The organism is Mycobacterium sp. OAS707, from assembly GCF_014873705.1.
Lineage (GTDB): Bacteria > Actinomycetota > Actinomycetes > Mycobacteriales > Mycobacteriaceae > Mycobacterium.
On the sequence record NZ_JADBDS010000006.1, the window covers coordinates 530,558 to 554,798 of the forward strand.

20 protein-coding genes and 2 pseudogenes are annotated in these 24,241 nt (G+C 66.6%); 10 read left to right on the top strand and 12 right to left on the bottom strand.

The annotated features are described in order from the left end of the window. Positions 1-5: 5 nt before the first annotated feature. Complete coding sequence (gene larB, locus GGC64_RS33880; protein ID WP_192726969.1) at positions 6-686, top strand: nickel pincer cofactor biosynthesis protein LarB; 681 nt, start codon at positions 6-8, stop codon at positions 684-686. On the opposite strand, the gene larC is transcribed toward larB, so the two are convergent. The 3 genes from larC to GGC64_RS33895 form a co-directional block, all read right to left on the bottom strand. Beyond that, the gene (gene larC / locus GGC64_RS33885) at positions 665-1,909 is read right to left on the bottom strand and encodes a nickel pincer cofactor biosynthesis protein LarC (protein WP_192726970.1); all 1,245 of its coding nucleotides are present in this window, start codon (positions 1,907-1,909) and stop codon (positions 665-667) included. The genes larB and larC overlap by 22 nt on opposite strands. Positions 1,910-2,010: 101 nt before the next feature. Continuing rightward, positions 2,011-3,645, bottom strand: a complete 1,635-nt coding sequence (locus GGC64_RS33890) for a fatty acyl-AMP ligase (RefSeq protein WP_192726971.1) — start codon at positions 3,643-3,645, stop codon at positions 2,011-2,013. A gap of 279 nt (positions 3,646-3,924) precedes the next feature. Further along, positions 3,925-4,899 (bottom strand): 4-(cytidine 5'-diphospho)-2-C-methyl-D-erythritol kinase, encoded by a 975-nt coding sequence (locus tag GGC64_RS33895; protein ID WP_192726972.1) that lies wholly within the window; start codon positions 4,897-4,899, stop codon positions 3,925-3,927. A gap of 91 nt (positions 4,900-4,990) precedes the next feature. Here GGC64_RS33895 and GGC64_RS33900 point away from each other — a divergent pair, with 91 nt between their 5' ends. Next, complete coding sequence (locus GGC64_RS33900) at positions 4,991-5,788, top strand: serine/threonine-protein kinase (RefSeq protein WP_192726973.1); 798 nt, start codon at positions 4,991-4,993, stop codon at positions 5,786-5,788. Here the strand turns inward: GGC64_RS33900 and rsmA are convergent. The 3 genes from rsmA to GGC64_RS33915 form a co-directional block, all read right to left on the bottom strand. Further along, positions 5,785-6,753, bottom strand: coding sequence for a 16S rRNA (adenine(1518)-N(6)/adenine(1519)-N(6))-dimethyltransferase RsmA (rsmA, locus tag GGC64_RS33905; RefSeq protein ID WP_192727029.1), 969 nt, complete (start codon positions 6,751-6,753; stop codon positions 5,785-5,787). The two genes, GGC64_RS33900 and rsmA, sit on opposite strands and share 4 nt — an antisense overlap. Continuing rightward, complete coding sequence (locus tag GGC64_RS33910) at positions 6,750-7,877, bottom strand: resuscitation-promoting factor (RefSeq protein ID WP_225952770.1); 1,128 nt, start codon at positions 7,875-7,877, stop codon at positions 6,750-6,752. The genes rsmA and GGC64_RS33910 overlap by 4 nt, the downstream gene beginning before the upstream one ends. A gap of 82 nt (positions 7,878-7,959) precedes the next feature. Continuing rightward, a complete protein-coding gene (locus GGC64_RS33915) occupies positions 7,960-8,802 on the bottom strand; it encodes a TatD family hydrolase (RefSeq protein ID WP_192726975.1) in 843 nt (280 codons plus the stop codon). A 24-nt stretch (positions 8,803-8,826) separates the two neighbouring features. Between GGC64_RS33915 and metG the strand changes: the two genes are divergently transcribed. The 6 genes from metG to GGC64_RS33945 all read left to right on the top strand — a co-directional run bounded on the left by metG (position 8,827) and on the right by GGC64_RS33945 (position 16,228). After that, positions 8,827-10,374, top strand: coding sequence for a methionine--tRNA ligase (gene metG / locus GGC64_RS33920; protein WP_192726976.1), 1,548 nt, complete (start codon positions 8,827-8,829; stop codon positions 10,372-10,374). A 62-nt stretch (positions 10,375-10,436) separates the two neighbouring features. Further along, the gene (locus GGC64_RS33925; RefSeq protein WP_192726977.1) at positions 10,437-11,738 is read left to right on the top strand and encodes an NtaA/DmoA family FMN-dependent monooxygenase; all 1,302 of its coding nucleotides are present in this window, start codon (positions 10,437-10,439) and stop codon (positions 11,736-11,738) included. Continuing rightward, positions 11,738-13,039 carry an NtaA/DmoA family FMN-dependent monooxygenase gene (locus GGC64_RS33930; RefSeq protein ID WP_192726978.1) on the top strand — a complete coding sequence of 434 codons (1,302 nt, stop codon included), beginning with the start codon at positions 11,738-11,740 and terminating at the stop codon, positions 13,037-13,039. The genes GGC64_RS33925 and GGC64_RS33930 overlap by 1 nt, the downstream gene beginning before the upstream one ends. A gap of 2 nt (positions 13,040-13,041) precedes the next feature. Further along, entirely contained in the window at positions 13,042-14,181 is a 1,140-nt protein-coding gene (gene ribB, locus GGC64_RS33935; protein WP_192726979.1) for a 3,4-dihydroxy-2-butanone-4-phosphate synthase, read from the top strand. Then, entirely contained in the window at positions 14,181-15,362 is a 1,182-nt protein-coding gene (locus GGC64_RS33940; protein WP_192726980.1) for an MFS transporter, read from the top strand. Before ribB ends, GGC64_RS33940 begins: the two co-directional genes overlap by 1 nt. 131 nt (positions 15,363-15,493) lie before the next feature. Continuing rightward, positions 15,494-16,228 (top strand): GntR family transcriptional regulator, encoded by a 735-nt coding sequence (locus tag GGC64_RS33945; RefSeq protein ID WP_370582488.1) that lies wholly within the window; start codon positions 15,494-15,496, stop codon positions 16,226-16,228. Positions 16,229-16,246: 18 nt separating this feature from the next. Here GGC64_RS33945 and GGC64_RS34965 read toward each other — a convergent pair. From GGC64_RS34965 to GGC64_RS33965, 5 genes and pseudogenes are all read right to left on the bottom strand, one after another. Continuing rightward, positions 16,247-17,335: pseudogene (locus GGC64_RS34965) on the bottom strand (MFS transporter); the annotation flags it as partial. Positions 17,336-17,385: 50 nt separating this feature from the next. Beyond that, positions 17,386-18,369, bottom strand: coding sequence for an ABC transporter permease (locus tag GGC64_RS33950; RefSeq protein WP_255529025.1), 984 nt, complete (start codon positions 18,367-18,369; stop codon positions 17,386-17,388). A gap of 11 nt (positions 18,370-18,380) precedes the next feature. Further along, positions 18,381-19,259 (bottom strand): ABC transporter permease, encoded by an 879-nt coding sequence (locus GGC64_RS33955; RefSeq protein ID WP_192726983.1) that lies wholly within the window; start codon positions 19,257-19,259, stop codon positions 18,381-18,383. A gap of 26 nt (positions 19,260-19,285) precedes the next feature. Continuing rightward, positions 19,286-20,602: an NtaA/DmoA family FMN-dependent monooxygenase gene (locus GGC64_RS33960; protein ID WP_192726984.1), complete on the bottom strand. Its 1,317-nt coding sequence runs from the start codon at positions 20,600-20,602 to the stop codon at positions 19,286-19,288. A 62-nt stretch (positions 20,603-20,664) separates the two neighbouring features. After that, the gene (locus tag GGC64_RS33965; RefSeq protein ID WP_192726985.1) at positions 20,665-22,614 is read right to left on the bottom strand and encodes an ABC transporter ATP-binding protein; all 1,950 of its coding nucleotides are present in this window, start codon (positions 22,612-22,614) and stop codon (positions 20,665-20,667) included. A 208-nt stretch (positions 22,615-22,822) separates the two neighbouring features. Between GGC64_RS33965 and GGC64_RS33970 the strand changes: the two genes are divergently transcribed. Both GGC64_RS33970 and GGC64_RS33975 read left to right on the top strand, forming a co-directional pair. Beyond that, on the top strand, positions 22,823-23,308 hold the full coding sequence (locus tag GGC64_RS33970; RefSeq protein ID WP_192726986.1) for an NADPH-dependent FMN reductase: 486 nt from the start codon (positions 22,823-22,825) through the stop codon (positions 23,306-23,308). Beyond that, on the top strand, positions 23,263-23,805 hold the full coding sequence (locus tag GGC64_RS33975; RefSeq protein ID WP_370582481.1) for a flavin reductase family protein: 543 nt from the start codon (positions 23,263-23,265) through the stop codon (positions 23,803-23,805). Before GGC64_RS33970 ends, GGC64_RS33975 begins: the two co-directional genes overlap by 46 nt. A 1-nt stretch (position 23,806) precedes the next feature. Here the strand turns inward: GGC64_RS33975 and GGC64_RS33980 are convergent. Continuing rightward, positions 23,807-24,241: pseudogene (locus tag GGC64_RS33980) on the bottom strand (hypothetical protein); the annotation flags it as partial.

The following is a 24,241-nucleotide window of genomic DNA, read 5'->3' on the forward strand; positions in this document are numbered from 1 at the left end:
CCTCGATGACGGAGCCCTGGGAGCCTGATGAGGCGCTGACCGCGTTCGCTGACCTCGATCTCGATCGAGCGGCGCGACGCGGCTATCCGGAGGCCGTGTACTGCCGGGGCAAGACGCCCGAACAGGTCCGGCTGATCGCCAGGGCGCTGCGCGGCCACGGCGCCCGCACATTGTTCACTCGTGCGGACGCTGAACACGCCGCGGCGATCCTTGGCGAGCTGCCCGACGCCGTCCACGACGTGGCCAGCGGGCTGCTGGCGTGGCCACCGGAGCCGCCCGACCCGGTGGGTGGCCGGGTCCTCGTGGTGGCCGCAGGCACGGCCGACGCGCCCGTCGCGCGGGAGGCGCTGCTCACCGCCAGGCACCTCGGCCGTCCCGCCGACCTGATCATGGACGTCGGCGTCGCGGGCCTGCACCGGATTCTGGGCCGCCTCGACGTCCTCCGCGCGGCCAGGGTGATCGTCGTGGTGGCGGGCATGGACGGGGCGCTCCCCGCGGTCGTTGCCGGGCTGGTCGCGGCGCCGGTGGTCGCGGTGCCGACGTCGACTGGCTACGGCGCGGCGTTCGAGGGCCTGGCACCGCTGTTGACGATGCTCAACAGCTGCGCGCCCGGGGTCGCCGTGGTGAACATCGACAACGGTTACGGCGCAGGCCATCTCGCCGCTCAGATAGCCGCGCCGTCCTGATCGCGGGGCGCGTCCGGCCATCGCTCGCCGGGTCGTAGCCTCGCGGCGTCGGCGGCCGCGATCGCCTCGTCGAGCACTTGGCGCACCGGCACATCGCGGGCCCGGGCCAGCGCGGCCGCGTCGTCGAACTCGGGGGTGGCGTGCACGATGCGACCGTCCTGCACCGCCACCTTGATCCCTACCTCGCCGCCGGGCAGCACGACGGGCCGCCATTCCCGGTGCAGGGCCACCCGCGACACCCGCGTCTCCCGCACGCCGATCGTCGAAGTCAGCGCAAAGACATTGTTGCGCAACGCTTCCCGCTCGGCATCGTGAGTGAGCACGCACAGCGTGTGTGCGGGCCGCCCCTTCTTCATCACGATCGGCACCAGCCAGGCGTCGGCGGCGCCTGCCTCGAGCAGCGCGGCCAGCACCGTCGGCCACACCCGTGGATCCATGTCGTCGACGTTCGTCTCCAGCACCCACATGCTGTCGGTCGCGGGCCGGGCAGCGACGGGAGTGCCCAGCGCGACGCGGACAACGTTGGCGCGCCCGGGGATGTCTCGTCCGCCCGCGCCGACGCCGACCGACGTGATCTCCATCGGCCCGATCGGACCGCACTCGTCTGCCAGTGAACGGATCAGCGCCATGCCGGTGGGCGTGGCCAGCTCCCCCTCACCTCCCGCGACGATCCGCCACCCCTTGGCGAGCTCGAGAACCGCCGGCGGTGGCACCGGCACGTCGCCATGGGCCGAGCCGATCCTCCCGGAGCCCACTGCTACCGGGCTGGCCGTGACGCGGGTGACCCCGAGCTCGGCCACAGCTGCGCACACTCCGACGATGTCGGCGATGGAATCCCACGAACCCACCTCATGGAAGTGCACGTCGTCGGTTGGGACTCCGTGCACTCGCCCCTCCGCGTCGGCAAGCCGCGCGAACGCCGCGAGCGCATACGCGCGAACCTCGCTGGGGAGTTCAGCCGCCTCGAGCATCGATCGGATGCGCGCCCACGAACGGTGCGGGTGATCCTCGGCGCGACTTTCGACGTCCAACTTCAGCGCACGCAGACCGGCCCGGTGCACTGTGCTCGTTCGCAGCGCAACCTCGCCGGGGACGACGGCGGACACCGCGGATTCGACCGCGCCCAGCGGGGCGCCTGCGTCGATCAATGCGCCCAACAACATGTCGCCCGCGATGCCCGCGGCGGCGTCGACCCACAAGTGCACACCAGCACTGTGTCCCATATTCGCCACGCTATGGCGAACAGCCGCGAGTGACCGCAAATTGCCATGCTTCAGCGGCGTGTCTATGTACAGACACGGCCGCTCGCGGGTTGGTGCGCCGGTTAGGTGACGAGCGAGACCGAGTTGGACCGGCGCAGCTTGCCCGACGGCGTCTTCGGGATGGTGCCCGGCCCGAGCACGACCACGTTGCGCGGCCGCACGTCGACCTCGCTGACGACCTCGTGGGCGACCTGATGCTCGATGCGACGCACCTCGACCGGGTCCTGCCAGGCGTTGGACTCGACCGCGACGGCGAACGTCTCGCGCGAGTGCCCGGCGTCCAGTCGCACCGCGACGGCGCAGCCGGGCCGAACACCCTCGACGCGGCCTGCGGCGCGCTCGATGTCGGTCGGGTAGATGTTGCGCCCGGCCATGATGATGACGTCCTTGACGCGGCCGCAGACGATGATGTTGCCCTCTTCGGTGATGTAGCCGAGGTCACCGGTGTCGTACCAGCCGTGCTCGTCCTGCGCCGGGATGAATCCGCCCATGGTCAGGTAGCCGGGCGTCAGCGATTCACCGCGCAGTTCGATGACGCCGACACCGCGCGGCGGCATGACGTTGCCGTGCTCGTCGATGATGCGGGCCTCGAGGTCCGTCAGCAGCGGGCCGAGCGAGGCCAGCCGGCGGGTGTTGCCCTTGGTGGCGGGGACGGCGCGACGCAGCGCGGCCAGCAGGTCGGCGTCGACCTCGTCGACCACCAGACCGGCGTTGCACGGGGAGAACGACACCGCCAGCGTCGTCTCGGCCATGCCGTAGGCGGGAAGAATGCAGTCGGGCCGCAGACCGAACGGCTTGCCCGCGTCCAGCAGGTCCTCGACGTCGGCGGGCTCGACGGGCTCGGCGCCCGACAGCGCGAACCGCAGCGTCGACAGGTCGAACTGACCCGGCTCGGCCTGCTTGCGCAGCCGCTTGGCGAACAGCGCGTAGGCGAAGTTCGGCGCCGCGGTCATGGTGCCCTTGTACTTGTCGATGAGCTTGGCCCACAGCAGGGTGTCGCGCAGGAAGTCCATCGGGGTGACCTTGACCAGCTCGGCACCGAAGTACATCGGGATGGTCAGGAAGCCGACCATGCCCATGTCGTGGAAGCAGGGCAGCCAGCTGACCATGACGTCCTTGTCGACGTCGTACTGCGCGCCGATGAACATGGCCTCGGCGTTGGAATGGATGTTGCGGTGCGTGATCTGCACGGCTTTAGGAGAACCGGTGGAGCCGGACGTCAACTGCATCAGCGCCAGGTCGTCCTCGCCGACCTCGACCGGATCGATCGGGTCCGAGGCGAGCAGGTCGGAGACCTTGAGGACCTTGATGCCCTTTTCCTCGAGCACCGGAATGGCAACCAGGAACGGCTCGGAGACGATGACGGCCTTGGCCTCGATCATGCCGATGACGTTCATCGTGTCCTCGGCCCAGATCACCAGGTCGGTGCGGGGCGTCGGCTGGTGCAGCATGGTCAGGCTGGCGCCACGCATCCAGAGGCCCTGCGCCGTCGGCGCGATCTCGACGGGGAAGCCGGCCAGCACGCCGACCGCGTCGCCGAGCCCGATGCCCGCAGCGGCCAGGCCGCCCGCGATACAACGCGCGCGCTCGTGGACCTCACCCCAGGTGTGGCGTACGGGTTCGTGCGGTTCACCGGTGACCATGCCGCGGTTGCTGACGCGGGCGTTGTGGTACATCTTCTCGGTGAATCTGCTCACGACATCCTCCTAGACGGTCCCAGAGCAAATGCCTGAGAGTAATGCTCCCGCTGATAGAGGGCGCTTTCCGGAAGGCGCGCACACAATTTGGGAGCGGTTAGGTCTCGAATCGGGGTTTTGTCTATATATCCGACCAATCCACCGCCGGGGTTACCGGAGGTTGAAAAGATCGCGCCCGATTCCTGACCGCTAGCTTTCACCGTCGATCATCTTAAGCAACTCTTAAGTAACCGCCAAACTGAAGCGGTAATTGCGACCTGGGTCACACCCAGATCGTGATCAAACCGATGTCGACGGGGTGGGCACGACCCTCGCGCCGTGCACCGGCCCACTGGCCACCCGCACGGTGCGGCAGACGCCCCGGCCGGCCAGCTCCGCGCCAACGTCAACGGCCGCCGAGGCCGAGGTGCAGAGGAACGCGCATGTCGGACCGGAACCGGACACGATCCCGGCCAGTGCGCCTGCGTCGGTGCCGGCGCGAAGCGTGCGCCGCAGCCCTGGGTCGAGGCTCACCGCTGCGGCCTGCAGATCGTTGCCAAGCAGCGGCGCCAGTTCGGCCGGATCGCCTGACGCCAACGCGGCCAGTACCGGCTCCGGATCCTCGAGTCTCGGCGGCGCATCCCGGCCCGCGCCCGCGGTGTCGCGCAGTCGATCGATTTCGGCGAACACCGCCGGGGTGGACAGGCCGCCATCGGCGAACGCCAGCACCCAGTGGAATGTATTGCGGGCGAGCACGGTCGCCAGTTCCTCGCCGCGGCCCGTGCCGAGCGCTGTGCCGCCGTGCAACGCGAACGGGACATCGCTGCCGAGTTGAGCGGCCAGCGTGTGCAGGTCGCGACGCGGCACGCCGAGCTCCCACAGTGTGTTGATCGCGACGAGCACCGCGGCCGCGTCCGCACTCCCACCAGCCATCCCACCGGCGACAGGAATCGACTTCTCGATCGAGATCGCGACGTCCGGCGCACGCCCGACGTACTCGGCCATCAACTCCGCGGCCTTCCAGGCCAGGTTGCGCTCGTCGGTTGGCAGCGAATCCACGCCTTCGCCCGCCAGTTCCAGCGACAGCATGTCGGCGGTGCTCACAGTGACCTCGTCGAGCAGCGAGACGGCATGAAAGACGGTCGTCAGTTCGTGGTAGCCGTCGTCGCGGCGATCACCGACGGCCAGATACAGGTTGACCTTGCCCGGCACTCGCACGGTGACCGACCCGGTGGGGACCCACTCGGAGGCGGCGTTTCCGTCGGAGGCAGACACGGCACGACACTATCGCCGCGGCGGGCGGCACACGTACCGAAAGCACCTTTCCTGGCAAGCGAATACCGCCAGCAAACCCTAGGCTGGGGGCGTGGTGACACTCGGCGGCTTCTACGAGGGCTATGTCATCGACGCCGCGCTCGGCCACGGGGGCTATGCGACGGTGTATCTGGCGCATGACGCCACGGCCCCGGATCGCCGTGTGGCGCTGAAGATTCTCGACGATTTTCACCGTCGCCCTGCCCAGATCGCCCGGCTCCAACGGGAATTCGACTTCGCCCACCAGTTCGACCATCCACACATCATCAAGATGTACGAATGCGGCGAGGGTTGGCTGGCAATGGAATTGGTCGACGGCGGCACCGCGACCAAGTTGGTCGGCCTGCCCGACAAGCTGGCTGCGCTGGCCCAGATCGCCGACGCACTGGACTACGCCCATCGGCTCGGCATCGTGCACTGTGACGTCAAGCCTTCGAATATCCTTGTATCGCTGCCCTTTTCGTTACGCGGCGCGGTGCTGATCGACTTCGGCGTCGCGCACGCGGTTGCCGAGGACATGCGCCACAGGCCCTCACACGTTGAGGCGTCGCTGCCCTACTCGGCGCCCGAATTACTGCGCGGGCAGGCGCCGTCGGCAGCAACCGACGAATATGCACTGGCGTGCACTGCTTTCGAGTTGATCACGGGCTCGCCGCCGTTCACCGCGGCTACTTCGATGGAACTGGTTGACGAGCAACTGCACGCTCCACCGCCGAAACTCTCCCGCAAAGTCAGGTGGTTGCCGCACGCCTTCGACTCGATGATGAGCAAAGCGTTGGCGAAAACCCCGGACAACAGGTACGACTCCTGCGCGGAGTTCATCGCGTTGATCACGCGCGCGCTGCGTTAGATCACGCGAAACTGCGGCTGCTGCGCCGGCTGCTCCTGGGTCTGCGGTTCGGCGGGCTGCGTCACGGCGGGCTGTGGCGGCGCAGGCGCGGCAGGCGTGGCCTCCCACTCTCCAGAGCGCTGCAGCAGCCGAACGAAGTCCGCCACCGACAACGTCTCGCCGCGGCGGGACGGGTCGATGCTTGCGGCCAACAGGCGTCGGGCCGACTCGTTGCCCGAACCCGCCCACTCGGCGAACGCGTTGCGCGACGTCTTACGCCGCTGCGCGAACGCGACGTCGATCAGGTTGAACACCTGGGTGCGGAAGTCGGCGTCGGTCGGCCACGGCGAGACCTCGTGCCGGTCGATGCGGACCAGCCCGGAATACACCCGCGGAATGGGCCAGAACACCGTCGGCGACACCATGCCGTAGCGCCGCACGTTGCCGTAGAACCGGACCTTCACGCTTGGCACGCCGTACTCCTTGCCACCGGGTTCGGCGGCCAGTCGCTCGGCGACCTCGGCCTGCACCATCACCATCACCGTCCGGATCGACGGGAACTCGGCGAGCAGGTGCAGCAGGGCCGGAACGGCGACGTTGTAAGGCAGGTTGGCCACCAGCGCGGTGGGCTGCTCTTCGAGGTCGGGCGGATGCACTGTGAGGACGTCGCGGTTGAGCACCGTGAGCCGGTTGATCTCGCTGTGCGAATGCTCGGCGATGGTCTTCGGCAGCTGACGGGCCAGCACGGGATCGATCTCGACGGCCGTCACCCTGGCACCCCTGTCGAGCAGGGCCAGTGTCAACGAGCCGAGGCCGGGACCGACCTCGAGAACATGGTCGTGCCGATTGACACCGGAGGCCGAAACGATACGGCGAACGGTGTTCGCGTCATGGACGAAGTTCTGGCCGAAAGACTTTCGGGGCCTGAAGTCGATCTCTTTCGCCAGGTGTCGTATCTCGGTCCGCCCGAGGAGTCGAATAGTCAGCGCGCTCCAATCCTCCCGCTACACACGGGCCACGCGCCCCAACCTTGTCGCGCCCGAGTGACCTCAGCAATCGCGATCTGTTCTTCTCTTGTAGCCAGATCCGCCCTCGGAGCATACCGCAGACCGCCCTGTCGTTCCCAGGTGTTTTGGTCGAATTGAACGCCACCGTAAAATCCATTGCCGGTATTGATGGCCCAGTTACCTCCGGCTTCGCACCGAGAGAGGGCATCCCAGACAGGTCCGTTTGTTACCGGGGGAACTTCTGTGCCCGGCTTGGCGCCGATGCGAAGCACGCCGTCGCGGGCCGGATTCACAACGACATTGGCTACTGGCAACCTGCCGGTCTCCACTCCGTTGACGGTCGCGACGGCGAAGGTGACGTCTTGGGTGCCCGGCGTCCCCGGGTCCTCGACGACCTGACGGCTCATGTTCAGCGTGGGGTCGGGGACCTGCTTGTTGTCGGGCGGCAACGGCATGCGCTCGGTGACTTTGTCGATCCGGATGCGGGTCACCTGGATCTGCATGTTGTCGACGATCGGGGCCCACGCGTTGGGCACGACGGCATCCTTCTGCATCAGCGGAACACCCGCAGCTTCGAGCAGAGCCGCGACGTTCGGAGCTGCGATGCGCAGCGTGCGAATCACGCCAGCGTCGTTGAGCTGCACCGTTTTTGCGCTCACCACGGGCAGTGACATACCGGCAAGCGGGACGCGACTGCCGCGGGATGCGGCGGCAGGCGCCTTGTCACTCATCCGCAGCTGCGCCAGTGCTTCGTCGACGGTCGACGCGGTGGTCCAGACCTGCCTGCTGTTCTGTCCGTCAAGCGAAATCTGGAGGGGCCGACTGCGGCGAAGCACGATCGATTCTGACTGGTGCACCTCGTCGTTGGCTGCGGGGTAGAGGTCGTCGCGCTCGCCGACGTCGAAGCCGTTCTCCTTGACGACATCGATCACGCGCGACTTCATCGTGGCAACCGTCATTTCGGAGCCGTCGACGGTCAGTTTGACAGTCTTGTGCGCGGCGACGGCGTACCCGCCCGCGAAGCTGAGTGCGAGCAACATCGCACCAACCAGCAGGCGAAGCATCGGCGAGCGCGCTTCGTGAAGCTTATTAAGAGTATTCAATTGCCTGGTCTATCCCCGACTATCGGACGGTCGTCGGCTGGGCCGACCCCCCCGTTCGATCACAGCACGGTAACGAATCGGCCTAGGGGCGGCAACTCTCCAGCCCATACGCACGTAGGGCAGTTGCAGTACTTGCCTGGGCAACATCTTCTGCCGGGCGATCGACGACTTCGGCGAGCGCCCTCACTGTGTAGGGCAGGCAGTACGGCTCGTTCGGGGCCCCACGATACGGGTGCGGGGTCAAAAACGGCGCATCGGTCTCGACGAGCAGCTGGTCAGCCGGGATCAGCCGGGCGGCTTCGCGCAGCGCTTTGGCGTTTTTGAAGCTGACCGTGCCGGACAGGCTGAGCAGCCAGCCGTTGGCCACACATGTGCGGGCCATCGCCGCGTCCGACGAGAAGCAGTGGAAGATCACCGTCTCCGGTGCCCCCTCGGCGGCCAGGACGTCGAGGACCTCGCTGTCGGCGTCGCGGTTGTGGATCATCAGCGGCTTGCCGGTGCGCTTTGCGAGGTCGATATGCCAGGCGAAGGCGTCGCGCTGGGCGGCGGGTTCGGCGCAGCCGTCGAGCTTGCCCGGCCAGTACATGTCCATGCCGGTCTCGCCGATCGCGACGACGCGCGGGTGCCCGGCCAGTCGCTCGATGACGGCCTTGGCCTCGTCGGTGAGCGCGTCGGCACGCGTCGGGTGCAGTGCGACGGCCGCGTAGACGCGTGAGTCGGCGTCAGCGGCCTCGGTCACCCAGCGCGCGGACTCCAGGTCGTCGGCGATGGTGACGACGGCCTGCACGCCCACCGCAGCGGCACGGTCGACGATCGCGGTCACGCTGGCGGCATCGGTGGCACCGCAGGCGTCCAAGTGGGTGTGCGCGTCGATCAGCGGGGTCAGCGGCTCCGGTGCGGGCGGCGCCGGACGCTTCTGATTCACGACAACACCATAAGGTGAGGACAAATGAGTGAGCCGTACTACATCACGACAGCCATCGCCTACCCGAACGGCGACCCGCACGTCGGACACGCCTACGAATACATCGCCACAGACGCGATCGCGCGGTTCAAGCGACTCGACGGCTACGACGTGCGCTTCCTCACCGGCACCGATGTACACGGGCAGAAGATGGCCGAGACCGCGGCGGCCCAGGGCATTCCGGCTGCCGAACTGGCGCGCCGCAATTCCGACGTGTTCCAGCGGATGCAGGAGCGGCTCAACATCTCGTTCGACCGGTTCATCCGCACCTCGGATGCCGACCACTACGAGGCGTCCAAGGAGATTTGGCGCCGGATGAATGAGGCAGGCGACATCTACCTCGACGCCTACAAGGGCTGGTACTCGGTGCGCGACGAGCGCTTCTTCACCGAGGCCGAGACGGTCGTCGGCGCCGACGGCGTGCGCATCGCCACCGAAACCGGGGCGCCGGTGACGTGGACCGAGGAGCAGACATATTTCTTCAAGCTGTCGGCTTACGCCGACCGGCTGCTCGCACTCTACGAGGAGCATCCGGAGTTCATCGAGCCCGAGGTGCGGCGCAACGAGGTGGTCAGCTTCGTCTCCGGTGGGCTGCGCGACCTTTCGATTTCGCGGACGACGTTCGACTGGGGTGTGCCGGTGCCCGATCACCCGGATCACGTGATGTACGTGTGGGTGGACGCGCTGACGAATTACCTGACGGGCGTTGGCTTTCCGGACACTTCATCGGAGTTGTTCAAGCGGTTTTGGCCGGCCGACCTGCACATGATCGGCAAGGACATCATCCGGTTCCACACGGTGTACTGGCCGGCGTTTCTGATGTCTGCGGGAATCGAGTTGCCGCGCAAGGTCTTTGTGCACGGCTTCCTGCTCAACCGCGGCGAGAAGATGAGCAAGTCGGTTGGCAACGTCGTCGACCCGCTGAACCTGATCGACACGTTCGGCGTGGACCGGGTGCGCTACTTCTTCCTGCGCGAGGTGCCGTTCGGGCAGGACGGCAGCTACAGCGAAGACGCGATCATCGGCCGCATCAACGCCGACCTGGCCAACGAGTTGGGCAATCTGGCACAGCGCTCGCTGTCGATGGTGGCCAAGAACCTCGACGGAAAGGTCCCTGAGCCAGGCGAATTCACCGCCGAGGACAAGTCGCTGCTGGAGTTGGCCGATGCGCTGATGGACCGGGTCCGCAGCCATTACGACGCCACCGCAATGCATCTCGCGCTCGAGGCGATCTGGTCGGTGCTGTCCGCCGCTAACAAATACTTCTCCGCACAGGAGCCGTGGGTGTTGCGCAAGACCGACCAAGACCGGTTCCGGACTGTGCTGTACACGACGCTGGAGACGGTGCGGATCGCGACGCTGCTTTCCCAGCCGGTGATGCCGGAGTCAACGGGCAAGCTGCTCGAACTGCTGGGCCAGGCCGAGGATCAGCGGAGCTTCGCGGCCATCGGCACGCGGTTGGCGCCGGGCACCACGCTGCCCGCCCCGGTCGGGGTGTTCCCGCGTTACGTCGCCGCCGCCGAGCAGGCGTAGCGCAATCTCGGCGGTACCACGCCGACACGTTGAGGTAACGCGTCCCGACTTCCCTTGAGGGCATGACCAACATGTTCCATCTGGGATGGTTTCTGAACTTCGTCGCCGACGAGTGGAACGGAAACTGGGGCGACGGTGGCCGCGACTTCACCGGCGACTTCTACGTCGAAATGGCCAAGGATCTCGAGCGCGCCAAGTTCGACTATGTGCTGATCGAGGACAAGCTCATGGTGTCGACCGCCTACGGCGGCACCATGGAGCACGACCTCAAGCACGGTGTGAATCCCAAACACGATCCGGTTCCGCTCGCGGTGCTGATGGCCGCCGCCACCACCCGACTCGGGGTCGTCCCGACGATGTCGACCAGCTTCTATCCGCCGTTCCTGCTGGCCCGGCTGTGCAGCACCATCGACCACATCGCGCGCGGCCGGTTCGGCTGGAACGTCGTCACCTCGGGAGAGGATCGCGCCGCGCAGAACTTCGGGCTCGACAAGCTCTACGAGCACGACGAGCGCTACGCAATGGCAAGCGAATACCTGGAATTGGTGAGCAAGCTGTGGGAGTCGTGGGAGCCCGATGCCATCGAACGCGACTACATGACCGGGACCTACGCCAACTACAAGAAGGTCCACACGATCGACTTCGAGGGCAAGTACTACAAGTCGCGAGGTCCGCTGAACACCGCACCGTCACCGCAATACCGCCCAACCATCGCCCAGGCGGGGGCGTCGCCGCCGGGACGCGAGCTTGCCGCGCAACACGCCGACACGATCGTCGCGCCCGCCAACGGCGTGGAAGCGATGAAGGCCTACCGCGACGACATCCACGCGAGGATGAAGGCCAACGGCCGCGACCCGTCACACTGCAAGCTGCTCTATCTCGTCACCCCGATCGTCGCCGATACCCACGAGGAGGCGCTGGCCAAGCGGGAGCGGTGGTTCAACGATCCGCTCTACATCGAGTACATGCTGGCCGAGATCTCGTCGATCACCGAGATCGACTTCGCCCAGTTCGATCTCGACGAACCGGTGCCCTCAGACGTGTCGACCAACGGCGAGCGCGGCGCGCTCGAGAGCTTCCTGGCCCGCGGAAAGGGCAAGACACTGCGCGAAATCGTCACCGGCAGCGGGCTTTCCGGCAATGTCCCGTTCATCGGCACGCCAGCAGAGGTCGCCGATGAGATGGGGGCGGTGATGGACGAGGTCGGAGGTGACGGCTACCTGATCACCAGCCCGGTGATGCGACTGAACCGCCGCTACGTCACCGAGATCACCGATGGCCTGATCCCGGAGCTACAGAAACGCGGCCTTGTCCGCTCGGAGTACACCACCACCATGCTTCGCGACCACCTGCGTGAGTTCTGATGACCGACAAGCGATTTCACCTCGGCTGGTTCATGAACTTCACGGCGAACGAGTGGAACTCTCCGTTCGGCAACGACGGAAACCCCTGGAACGGGAAGTTCTACATCGAGATGGCCCAAGCGATGGAGAAGGCCTGCTTCGACTACATCATGATCGAGGACACGCTGATGGTGTCCGAGGCCTACGGCGGCAACTCCGAGGCGTACCTGAAGTACGCGACCATGGCGCCCAAGCACGACCCGGCACCGCTGGCCGCGATCATGGCCGCGGCCACCTCGAAAATGGGCGTCGTCGCAACCATGTCGACGACCTTCTACCCGCCGTTCCTGCTCGCCCGGCTTGCCTCGACGCTCGACAGCATCGCCGAGGGACGCTTCGGCTGGAACATCGTCACCTCCGGTGAGGACGGTTCGGCGCAGAACTTCGGCATGGACAAGCTCACCGAACACGACCTGCGCTACGACATCGCCGACGAGTACGTCGACCTGGTCTGCCAGCTGTGGAATTCGTGGGAGCCCGACGCGGTGATCCGCGACCGGGAGACCAACACCTACGCCGACTTCAAGAAGGTGCACGCAATTCACTTCGCGGGCAAGTACTTCAAGTCCCGCGGCCCGCTGAACACGGTGCGCTCCCCGCAGGGCCAACCCACCTTCGTGCAGGCCGGGGGATCGCCAAAGGGACGTCAGTTCGCGGCGAAATACGCAGACTCGATCATCGCCGTCGCCAACGGAGTGGAGGGGATGAAGTCCTACCGCGACGACGTGCGGGCCAGGGCCGCGGCGCAGGGCCGCAACCCCGACGACATCAAGGTGCTGTTCGTCGTGAGCCCGACCCTCGGCGAGACCGAACAGGAGGCGCTGGCCCGCAAGAAGGCCGCCTCGGAGGACCCGGCGTTCTTCGAGCAGTCGTTGGCCAGCATCTCGTCGGTCACCGACATCGACTTCTCGGTCTACGACCTCGACGAGCCGCTTCCGCCACTGGAGACCAACGGCGAGCGCGGCTCCCTCGACAAGTTCGCGCAATGGGGCAGCGGTAAAACACTGCGCCAGTTGGTCCTTGACGCAGGCGGAACGTCGGACTCCATCGAGTTGGTCGGCACCCCCGACCAGGTCGCCACCAAGATGGGCGAGGCAATGGAAGCCGTTGGCGGCGACGGCTTCCTCATCAGCACCAACCGGGTGAGCAGGGCCTACATCACCGAGATCTGCGAAGGACTCATCCCCGCGCTGCAGCGCCAGGGACTGGCCCGCACGCAGTACACGCACGCGCACCTGCGAGACACTCTGCGCGAGTTCTGAGCATGGGTGTCATCGGGATCCGCAGGCGCGCACACCGCGCAGGCGATCCTGTCGGAGCAGCGGTCAGCGCGTTGCGCGCAGGCCGGATGGTCATCGTCGTCGACGCCGAAAACCCGCACGACGACGGCGATCTCATGCTCGCCGCCTCGCACGCAACGCCCGAGCGGGTGGCGTTCATGGTGCGCCACACGGGCGGCATCCTGTGCGTGCCCATGCCGGCCGCCGACCTCGACCGCCTGCAGCTGCCGCCGATGGTCGCGGTCAGCGAGGACTCACGCGGCATCGGATACGCGGTTTCGGTGAACGCCCGCACGGGCATCACCACCGGCATCTCGGCCGCCGACCGGGCCCGCACGATCTCACTGCTCGCCGACCCCAACACTGAACCGCGCGATCTGATTCGGCCCGGTCATGTGTTTCCGCTGCGGGCCGTGGACGGCGGCGTGCTGCGCCGGGCGGGTCACACCGAGGCGGCCGTCGACCTGACACAAATGGCCGGACTGCCGCCCGTCGCGGTGATGGGCGAAGTAGTCGACGACGACGGCACGGTGGCGCGCGGCGCACGATTGCGCGCCTTCGCCGCCAAACACGGCCTGGCGATCGTGACGATGTCCGAGTTGATCTCCTACCGGCATCGCACCGAACGACTCGTCGAGTGCAAGGCAAGCAGCAGGCTGCCGACGGAGCACGGCGAGTTCCAGGCCTACGGCTTCAGGTCCGTGCTGGACGGACGCGAGCACATCGCACTGGCGATGGGAGACGTTGCCGGACAAACTATTTCGCCGCCGCTGGTACGGGTGCAAGTGGAGTGTCTGACGGGCAATGTCTTCGCATCCGCCGGCTGCGATTGCCATGGCGAATTGCAGCGCGGGATGCAGATGATCGCCGCCGAGGGTCGCGGCGTCGTGGTATACCTTCGCGGTCACGAGCGCAGGCACGCGCATCATCTCGAGGACGCCGGCGCAGATGCGCGCGACTACGGTCTTGGCGCACAGATCCTCGCCGACCTCGGGGTGCGGCGGATGCGGCTACTGACGAATCACCCGGTCAAGCGCATCGGGCTGGAGGCGTTCGGCCTCGAGGTCGCCGAGACGGTGGGTCTGCCGTTCGCCGCCTCTTCGCGCCTCGCATCGACATCCTGATGACGCAGGCACGGTGCGGGCCGATCCCGCGGTCGCGATGGTTCCTGCCCTTGATGGCCGCGAGCGGGGTCGCCATGAGCCTCACCGCCCCGCTGGAAGTCCTTTTCGTGCGCGAGTTCTGGCACAACAGCATCTACATCGGCGTCTTCATGCTGAGCGCGGCGTTGGGCGTGATCGTGATCGACGTATTCGGCACCAGATTCGTCCCGCGGCTTGACTCAAGGGCAGCGCTGACCATCGGACTGTGCCTGTTCGGCGCGGCGTGCATCGGCATGGGCCTGGCGTCCGGCGGCGTCCTTCTGATGGCGTCGCGAGTCATGCAGGGCTTTGGTGGCGGCGTGGTGCTCGGCGCCGGACTGCAGGCCGCGGTTCGCGTCGATAGTGCCACCGGCGACATCGCCCGCTCGCTCGGCCGCTTCAACGCGGCCTTCCTGTTCGGCGGCGCTGTCGGCTCACCGGGTGGCCTGTTGGTTGCGGGTCTCATCGCGGGACGGGCCGGCTATCAGATCGCGTTCGTCGTCACCGGCGGGCTGGCCGTGGTCGTCGCTGCCGCGCTGGCCGCCGCCCTGCCCAGCCTCGCCGCGCCGCCCGAGTCACCGCCGCCGCGAATCAGCCTGCCGAAGTTGGACAGGACACCAGGCAGCGGTGCCGCGCTGATCCTGGCGATGAGCGGCGACTTCTTGCGTGGCGGCGTGTTGTTCACCGCGCTCCCGCTGGCAGGAGCCGCCCGCGAGTACCCGACGATCACGATCACCGCGGCCATCGCACTGATGTCAGGTGTCGAGATCGCCGTTCTTGCAGTGGCTTATCGCATCATCCGGCACATCGGGGTCGTCGCGGTGCTCATCACGTCATTCGCGTTGGGCATGGTGTGCGCGACGCTGCTTGCCCTGATCCCCGGCGCGACAACGTATCTGGTGGCATCGGCATTGTTCGGTGTCAGCCTGGCGGGAGCGACCGCAAGTCTTCCCGTAATGGTCGTAGCCCAGGTCGGCGAGTCCTCGGCGGGTCTTGCGAAGTTCCGGATTTCAGCGGGCATCGGTTTGCTCGCGGGCTCGGTCGGCTGCGCGGTGCTCGAGGCTCAGATCGGGATCGCAGCGCTGTTCGCCCTCATCGCGATCGTTTTGTTAGGTAGCGCACAGTTGGCCCACGTGGTCGGCCGCAGGATGCCCGCAACGTAACTCGGGCGAATCAACGACGCCCGGATCCGTTAACAATCGCGGTGTCCAATGAACGCGTGTCAACACGTGAACCATCCTCATATGCAGCATGTCGTGCGCGGTTGTTGCCGACCGGTCAGGTCCCGCCGGAGGTGCTCTACCAACGTCAGCGGCAAAGCCCGGACCGGCTGAACAACTCGGCAAGGCGCACCTATGACCTGCTGCGCTCGACGCTGGTCAGCGGCGGCAGGCACATGCCCCTCGTTGAACGAGACCTCACCGACGCACTGTCCGCGAGCCGCAACACCATCCGGACCGTGCTGCAGCAACTCGCCCGCGAGGGGCTTGTCACCCGCGAGCCCAAGAACGGGACACGGGCCACCGGTTCGTTGCTGTTGCGCATCGACCAGCTGAGCCCGGTCGCGCAATTCGCCACCGAACCGTCCAGCACGGTGGAGGCGCGCACCCTGGAGCGCCGACTGCTGGGCTGCCCGCCGATGGTGCGTGACCGGCTACGGCTGCCTGTCGGCTGGACCGTGCTGATGATCGAAAGCCTGGTGCTGGAAAACGGTCTGCCGCTGGGATTGTCGGTCAATTACATCGCCCTCAGCGAGGACGAGTCGCCGGACTTCGACATCGAGGAGCCCGACGTCATTTTGATCCTCGAGCGCCAGCTCGGGGTTCGCATCGGCGGCAGTCAAACCACCATCGGCGCGGTCGCCGCCGACGAGCAGACCGCCGAGCTCATCGGGGTCGACGTCGGCGCTCCGCTGGTCTGGCTCGAGGACGTCATCGAGGATGAGAACGCCCAGCCGCGCGCGCTCGCCCAGCTCCGGCTGCGCGGCGATCGAGTCGCCTTCTCCGCCAACGCTTATCGCTCCGCGTGAAGTCAGCAGCGTGACGACGAGCGCGACCAGCCCGATGAAGGCCGACAACAGCATTGCCAGCTGCGCACCGAACAGACTGGATGTCACGCCGAGGATCACCATGCCTGTCGGTAGCGCGACGCCGATGGTCGTGGTGATGAGCCCGAGCGCGGCGGCGCGTTCGTGCGGTGCGACCGCGGTGAACGGCAACGTCGCCTGCGTCGAGCCGAAGAGCGCCTGGCCGATCCCCGCCACACCCAAGGCAAGCAGGGCGACGGTCAAAACCGGTGTGTAGGACAGTATCCCGAGGCCGAACAGGCACAGCACGACGCCGGCGGTGTACGTGGGGATCGGATGCCGCGCCGGCCGGACGATCAGTGCCGCGGCGATCACCAGTTGCACAATGCCTGCGGTCGCGCCGATCAGCCCTGCCATCGCCGGGCCCGCGCCCAGGTGCTTGGCGATCACCGGTACCAGCGGTGTGAACGCGAAGTAGCACAGATTGCAGATCAACGTCACCAACAGAATCACCGCGAGCGGCCGCGAGGTGCGCAGCAGTCGCCAGTGGCCGCTGCCCACGGGTGTCGCCGCGGTTGCTCCGCGTGGTTGGGCGGGCAGGTGGCGTGTCGAGAGCCACAGCAGCGGCGCCGAACAGGCGAGCAGCGCGGCCGGAACGCCGAATGCGACGCCGAGGCCGAACTTCGCGATGGTGATCCCGCCGATGAGCGGCCCCAGCATCATGGCGCTCGCCATGCCCGCGAGTTCGGTGTTCAGCACGCGCATCGAACGAAGCGGACCTGCCATCCCGAACAGCAGTGCGCGCTGCGCGGTCATGTTGACCATGCCACCGAATCCGAATGCCAATTCGTACGGGAAGACCATCCACGTCGCGACGGCTCCACTGCAGACGAGCACGGCCATCAACACCGAAATGGGCAGCAGCACAAGCTCGGTGACCAGAACCAGTCTGCGGTGGTCGAGGTCGACCCGAGTGGACACGTAGGTGCCGAGCAACATCGGGGCGAACATGGCGACGCCGACGAACTGGTTGGCGATCGGCTGCCCACCCAGGTGGGTGACCAGGTACGTCCCCAGGAACAGGCCGCCCCACCGCGTGAGATGCCACATCCACGAGCTGATCAGCAGCCAAGGCAACGAGCCGCCCAACTGCTCGCGTGTCAGAGTGCCACCCGCGGATCCGCGATCGACTGCATGAGGTCGACGGCGATGTTGGTCAGCACATAGAGCAGTCCGACGGCCAGCGTCACCCCCGCGATCGCGTTGAAATCGGCCTTGTCGATGGCGCGGGAGATGTACAGCCCGATACCCGGTCGGGCGAAAATCAGCTCGACGAGAATGCAGTTGCCGACCATCAGCGCGAGCTGCAGGCCGATCAACGCGAACACCGGGCCGACGGAGTTGCGCAGCGAATGCATGATCAGGATCTGCTTCTCCCCCAGCCCTTTTGCGCGCGCCGTTCGGGTGTGGTCAGCCCGCTGCGTCGCCTCCAGGCTGCTGCGCAACACCCGTCCGACGGCCGCGGCCGGTGTCAACGCCAGGCAAAACGCGGGCAGCACAAGGTGGTACAGGTCGTCGAAGAACACTTCGGGTCGTCCGGCCAATAGGCTGTCGACCAGCAGGAAGTGCGTCGGGCCGGTCGGGGCGTCGATGTAGGACGTTTGATCGGTGACCGGCAGAATGTTGAGCCAACGGTAGAACACCAGCATGCCGAGCAGGCAGGCCAGAAACACCGGCACCGACGCGCCGGACACCATCATCACTCGCAGTACCCCGGACCCGCGCCAGCCCTGCGCCGTGGCCAGGCCCATGAAGAAGCCGATGACCACCGTGAAGACGAGCGCAACGAAGAGCAACTCGAGCGTAACCGGCAGGAACTGCGCGAGGTCGGCCAGCACGGGGGTGCGGGTGACGCTCGACTCGCCGAGATCGCCCCTGACCGCATGCGTCAGGTACTGCCAAAACTGCACGGGCAGTGGGGAATCCAGGCCCAGCTTGTGCCGCGCCGCCTCGTACACCTCCGGCGAGGCCTTGGCGCCGACGAGCGCGGCGACGGGGTCCACCGGCGCCACCTTCTGCAGCGTGAACACTGCAAGGACGAGCACGAGCAGAACGGGGATCGCGCCGAGCAGACGCCTCGGCAAGACGGTCAGCATCAGCGGTCGCGGATCCGGTCGCGGATCGCGTCGCCCGCGAAGTTCGCGACGATCGCGATGACCGCAACGGCGAAAGCAGGCACGATCGGAATCCACCAGGCGCTGAAGATGTAGGTGACGCCCTGCGCGCTCATCGAACCGAGTTCGGGTGCAGGCTGCGGCGCACCGAGACCGAGGAACGACAGGCCCGCCACCATCAGGACCAGAGCCGCGATGTCGAGGCTGGCTGTCACGATCGTGACGGGTATCGCGCCTGGCAGCAGATGGCGGTACATCAGCCGCCACCTACCGGCACCGCCCACCTTCGCTGCTTCCAGATGCGGCGAGGCTTTCAACCTCCGGACCTCCGACCGCACGATCCGCGTGTAGAGCGGCCACCAGACGATCGCGACGCCGATCAGCGTATGGGTGTAGGACCGCCCGATCGCGGCCACCACCGCCAGCGCCAGGATCGGTCCCGGAAGCGAGAGGAACGCGTCGGTCACGCGCATCAGCACGGCGTCGAACCAACCGCCGCACGCTCCGGCGATGAGCCCGACCAGACCACCGAACAGCACCCCGAACGCGCACACCGCAAGTGCACCGAACCAGCTGCTCTGCATGCCGGCCAGGACCCGGCTGAGCACGTCCCGTCCGACGGTGTCGGTGCCGAGCAGGTTGACGGCGTTCGGGGCCGTCATCGGCTGCCCGACGGCGGCCAGCGGGTCGTAGGGCGCGATCTGCCTTGCGAAGATCGCGATCAGCATCACCGCGGCCAACGCGCCGAACGCGACGTAGCTGGGCACCGAGGTGCCGTGGAAGTATTGCCTGACCGAAAAGCCGATGCGGCTTCGGTGCCGCACAAGTGGTGCGGGTACGTAGTATTCCGCGACCGCCATTGACGCCTCCTTGTGGTGTCTTGTGGTTAGAACTCGCGCAGTGTCTGCCGCAGCGTTGACTGCGTGTATTCGGTCCTGGTGAGGCCGAGCCGCTGCAATTCGGGCACCAACCCGTCGGTGATCGACGAGATGTAGTTGCGGTTCAGGTCCCAGCCCGGCTTCATGATCAGGAAGCCGTCGCCGCCGATCTCCTCCATCGTCTCGCCCATCTTGCGGGCGACCTGCTCAGGCGTTCCGACGAACTCGACGCCGGTGGTGGCCCAGTCAATGGCCAACTGCCGCAACGTCTTCGGACCCGGACTGCCGTCGCCGCGCATGAAGTGCTCTAGCGAGCCCCGCTCCCCGTTGGTGGTCAGGCCCTCGGGAAGTGGCTCGTCCCAATCGAACTGCTTGAAGTCGATCTCGGTGTTGGACGAGATTGCGGCCAACTGCTTTTCGATGTAGCTGTCGAGCGCGGTGAGCCGGTCGATCTGCGCCCTGGCCTCATCCTCGCTGGCGGCGACGACCGGTGACACGCAGAACATGAGCTTGACGTCGTCGGGATTGCGTCCCGCCGCCTCGGCGCGGGCCCTGATGTCGTCGCGGTAGGCCTTCATGCCTGCGGTGCCGGTGCCGACGGCGACGATCGCATCGGCGGCGCGGGCTGCGAAGGCCCGACCCCGCGGCGATGCCCCCGCCTGCAGGATCGTCGGCTTGTGTTGCGGGGAGGGCACCGTGTTCAGCGGTCCCCGCGACTTGAAGTATTTGCCGACGAAGTCGATGGTGCGGACCTTCTTGAAGTCGGCATACGTATGGGTCTCGCGGTCCATCACCACCGCGTCCGCATCCCACGAATCCCACAGTTCGCAGACGAGGTCGTAGTATTCGTCAGCGACGTTGTAGCGCTCATCGTGCTCGGGCAGCGCGTCGAGGCCGAAGTTCTGAGCGGCCCGGTCCTCGGCCGAGGACACGATGTTCCAGCCGAAGCGGCCCTCGGCGATCGAGTCCACGGTCGATGCCAGCCGCGCCAACAGATATGGCGGATAGAACGACGTCGACATCGTCGCCACCACACCGAGTTTCGACGTGTTCGCCGCGATCAACACCGCCAACGGGATTGGATCGTGCTTCGGTGCGAACACCGAGTTCTTCAGCGAGCCCTCCATGGTGCCGCCATAGGAGTCGGCCACCATAACGGTGTCCTCGATCATGATGTAGTCGAAGCAGGCGCGCTCCATGCTCTTCGCCATGTCGACGTAGAACTTGCCGTTGGGCCAGTTCGCCACATCCGGCGACGCCCACGGCGTATCCCATTCCGGGGGGATGAAATTCATGAACCAGCCCAGGTGGAACTTTTTCGTCATCTCCATCTCCTCATCACAGGCGCGCTCTATGTCTCATCGGATTCACTTGCGTAGCAATGGCATTACGCCACCTGACCGGCAGACGAGTCGTCGGTGGCGACCAGCAGGCACGACGCCAGATGCAGGCTCGTTCCGTCGGTGGAGACCAATGTCGGCACCTTGCTGTCACAACCGTCCACCCGTTCTGCGCACCTGGGATGAAACGAGCAGCCGGTCGGGATCGCCAACGGGCTCGCCGGTTCGCCCGGCAGCCGCACCGGATCGGTTCCAGGAGTCGGCACCGCGGCGAGCAGCGCCTTCGTATAGGGGTGTTTCGGGTTGTTGATCAGTTCCTCTGTCGGTGCCACCTCGACGATCTGGCCGAGATACATCACCGCGATTCGATCCGAGATGAACCGTGCCGCGGCGAGGTCATGCGTGACGAACATGACGGCCATCCCGAGTTCGCGGCGCAACTCCTGAAGGAGGTTCAGCACCGACGCGGCGAGTGACGCGTCGAGCGCCGACGTCGGCTCGTCGCACAGCAGCAGCCGTGGCGGCACGATGATCGCGCGCGCCAACGCAACGCGCTGACGCTGCCCCCCGGACAGGCTGGTCGCCTTGACGCTTGCGACGTCCGGCGGCAGGCCGACTTGGCGAAGTGCTTGATCGACGCGGTCGCGACGCTCGGTGCGACCTGTCGTCTTCAGCAGCCGCTCACCGACGATCTCGCCGACCGTCATCCACGGTGTCAGCGACGCGCCCGCATCCTGGAACACCATCTGGGGGCGCGACCCGAGATAGCTGACAGTCCCGTCCTCCGGGCGCATCAGCCCGGCCACTACGCGCAGCAGCGTGGACTTGCCTGAGCCGGATTCGCCGACCACCGCGATCGACTCACCGGCCGCGACGTCGAGGATGACGTGGCGCAGCGCGTGCAAGCTGTCACGCTTCAGCCAGCCGCGCCGCACCGCGAAGCGCTTGTCGATCCCGGTGATCTGCAACGCCTTTCGGCTGTCGTCCACCTCGACCATCGGCGCGAACAGCGGAGTGTCCTCGCGAGTGCCCGCCTCAGTTGTCGCATTGTCGACAATGCATGCCGCCACACCGGAATGCGTTGCGGCGGGCGTCGGTTCGGGCAGCGCGTCCGAACAGGCGAGCACCGCGGCCGGACAGCGCGGTGAGAACGCACATCCCTTCGGATGGTCTCTGGGGTCGGGCGGCTGACCGGGCAGAGCGTGAATCGCGCGACCGAGCGGCAGGTCGAGATCCAGCCGCGAGTTGAGCAGCCCGACGGTGTAGGGGTGCGACGGCGCCTGCAGCACCTCGTCCATCTCACCGAGCTCGGCGACCCGTCCGCCGTACATCACCGCGACCCGGTCGGCGATCTGGGACGCCACCCCAATGTCGTGGGTGACGACGATGAATGACGTCCCCAGTTCGTTGCACAGGTCACGGAGCAGGCCGAGCACCTGCGCCTGCACCGTGACATCGAGAGCGGTCGTCGGCTCGTCGGCGATGACCAGATCCGGCTTGCCTGCCACTGCCATCGCGATCATCACGCGCTGCCGCAGTCCTCCGGACAACTCGTGCGGGAAGGCTTTCATGCGCCGCTTCGGGTCGGGCACTCCGACGATTTCCAGCAGCCGCCTTGCCTCTTCGGAGTCCCCGGTCGCCTCGCTCACCTGCCTGCCGACGCGCATGGTCGGGTCCAGCGAGGTCATCGGATCCTGAAACACCGCGCCCAGGTGAGCCTTTCGCACCCGACGCCGTTCCTCTGGCGAGGCGGCGACCATGTCGATGCCGCAGACCTCTGCCCTGCCGCTGATGACTGGTGCTGGCTCCCCTGCAAGCAGGCCGAGCAGCGCAAGACCCATCACGCTCTTGCCGGATCCCGACTCGCCGACCAGTGCGAGCACCTCGCCCGGCTGGACGTCCATGCTGACGCCCCGAAGCGCGTGCAACGGGACTCCGCGCCGCTGGAAGGTGACGCGCAGATCGTGCACTCTGGCGCGGGGGGTGTGCTCGCTCATGGTTACCCTCGATTCCCGTTGGGGTTCGATCGGGCGCCGGCGCCACGCAATCTCTTGGCATGAGCAAAGCCGCAACGGATGACGGAGTCACGTCGGAACTGTGTCGGTGAGATTGCGCCGATCAACGGCGTCCGGCGTCACCGCGGCGCAATGAAGGTGTTACCCGCGGGCCGAAGCCACGAAATCCACGCCTTGTTGACTGCACGGCATGACTGTTGTCGTGGTAGGAAATCCCAAGCCGATGTCGAGGACGCGGGCCGCGGCCGAGTTGGTCGCCGAAAGGTTGACCGGCGTTGCGCCTCAACATGTTATCGACGTCGTCGACCTAGGTGCCGGCCTCCTCGGGTGGGGTGACCCCAAGGTGGCCGAGGCCAAGGAGATCGTGAAGGCCGCGGACTCATTGGTGGTCGCCTCCCCGACGTTCAAGGCCACCTACACCGGGTTGCTGAAACTGTTCCTCGACCAGTTCGGGGCAGGCGAACTCGGTCAGATCACGACGTTTCCGCTCATGCTCGGCGGCTCGTACGCGCATGCGCTTGCCCCCGAATTGACCTTGCGCCCAGTGCTTGTCGAGATCGGTGCCAGCTGCCCCGCACCAAGCCTGTATCTGCTCGACTCCGACTACGAGACATCCGAGGATTTGGAGAAGTGGCTCACGGTCGCCCGTCGGTTCGTCGCGGCGGTGTCGTCGTGATCGCGGCGGTGGACGAGAGGTTTGACCAGGCTCTGCTGCGTCAGGCGTTCGGCTGTTTCCCGAGCGGGGTGACAGCTTTCTGCGGCCTGCTCGACGGCGTCGCCGAGGGGATGGCGGCGAGTTCCTTCACCTCGGTTTCGCTCGACCCTGCACTGGTGTCGGTGTGTGTGGCCAAGTCGTCGACCACCTGGCCGAAACTGGCACGGTTGCAGCGTCTTGGGCTCTCCGTGCTGGCAGGTGACCACGCGCCGGTGGCGCGTTCACTCGCGTCGAAGACCGGCGACCGGTTCAGCGAAGTCGACTGGATGGCGACCGACAGCGGCGCGGTCTTCGTTCACGGTGCGACGCTGTGGCTGGAGTGCGCACCGTACAAGCGAGTCGACGCCGGCGACCACGAGATCGTGGTGCTCCGGATCGTCTCACTGGCGATGTATCCCGATGTCGCCCCGATGGTCTTCCACCGCAGCAACTTTCACGAGCTGGCCTCGACGGGTTAGGTCAGGCCGCGCCGTCTTCTGGACCTGCCCGACTTTCGTTGTCGCCGTTGGGGCTTGGCGTATCTAGATCGTCTTCGGGTGGTCGGTGGAGTCGTTCGGGGCGGTGGTAGTCGTTGGTGCGGGCTTGGCCGGTGTCCAGGTGTGGGGGTGGGATCCATTCGACGTCGTTGGTCGCGTTGATGCGGGTGCTCCAGCCGTCGGGGCCGACCATGCGGTTATCGGGTCCGCACGCTAGGGCGAGGTCGTTGATGTTGGTTTGGCCGTCATCGGCCCAGTCTTGGGCGGCGTGGTGGACTTGGCTGCCGTAGGCGCCCACGGTGCAGCCGGGTTTGGTGCAGCCCCCGTAGCGGGCGATGAGCATGATCCGCTGCGCCGCCGAGGCCACCCGCCGTGAGCGGAACAGGTCCAGTGCCGATCCGGTGGCCTTATCGAACAC

Bases quoted from the DNA above. Each gene is read 5' to 3' on its own strand.
- ribB (WP_192726979.1), top strand. From the start codon at position 13,042: ATGGGTGTCATCGGGATCCGCAGGCGCGCACACCGCGCAGGCGATCCT.
- GGC64_RS33925 (WP_192726977.1), top strand. From the start codon at position 10,437: ATGACCAACATGTTCCATCTGGGATGGTTTCTGAACTTCGTCGCCGAC.
- GGC64_RS33930 (WP_192726978.1), top strand. From the start codon at position 11,738: ATGACCGACAAGCGATTTCACCTCGGCTGGTTCATGAACTTCACGGCG.
- GGC64_RS33970 (WP_192726986.1), top strand. From the start codon at position 22,823: ATGACTGTTGTCGTGGTAGGAAATCCCAAGCCGATGTCGAGGACGCGG.
- GGC64_RS33940 (WP_192726980.1), top strand. From the start codon at position 14,181: ATGACGCAGGCACGGTGCGGGCCGATCCCGCGGTCGCGATGGTTCCTG.
- larC (WP_192726970.1), bottom strand. From the start codon at position 1,909: ATGGGACACAGTGCTGGTGTGCACTTGTGGGTCGACGCCGCCGCGGGC.
- metG (WP_192726976.1), top strand. From the start codon at position 8,827: ATGAGTGAGCCGTACTACATCACGACAGCCATCGCCTACCCGAACGGC.
- larB (WP_192726969.1), top strand. From the start codon at position 6: ATGACGGAGCCCTGGGAGCCTGATGAGGCGCTGACCGCGTTCGCTGAC.
- GGC64_RS33965 (WP_192726985.1), bottom strand. From the start codon at position 22,614: ATGAGCGAGCACACCCCCCGCGCCAGAGTGCACGATCTGCGCGTCACC.
- GGC64_RS33955 (WP_192726983.1), bottom strand. From the start codon at position 19,259: ATGGCGGTCGCGGAATACTACGTACCCGCACCACTTGTGCGGCACCGA.
- GGC64_RS33960 (WP_192726984.1), bottom strand. From the start codon at position 20,602: ATGACGAAAAAGTTCCACCTGGGCTGGTTCATGAATTTCATCCCCCCG.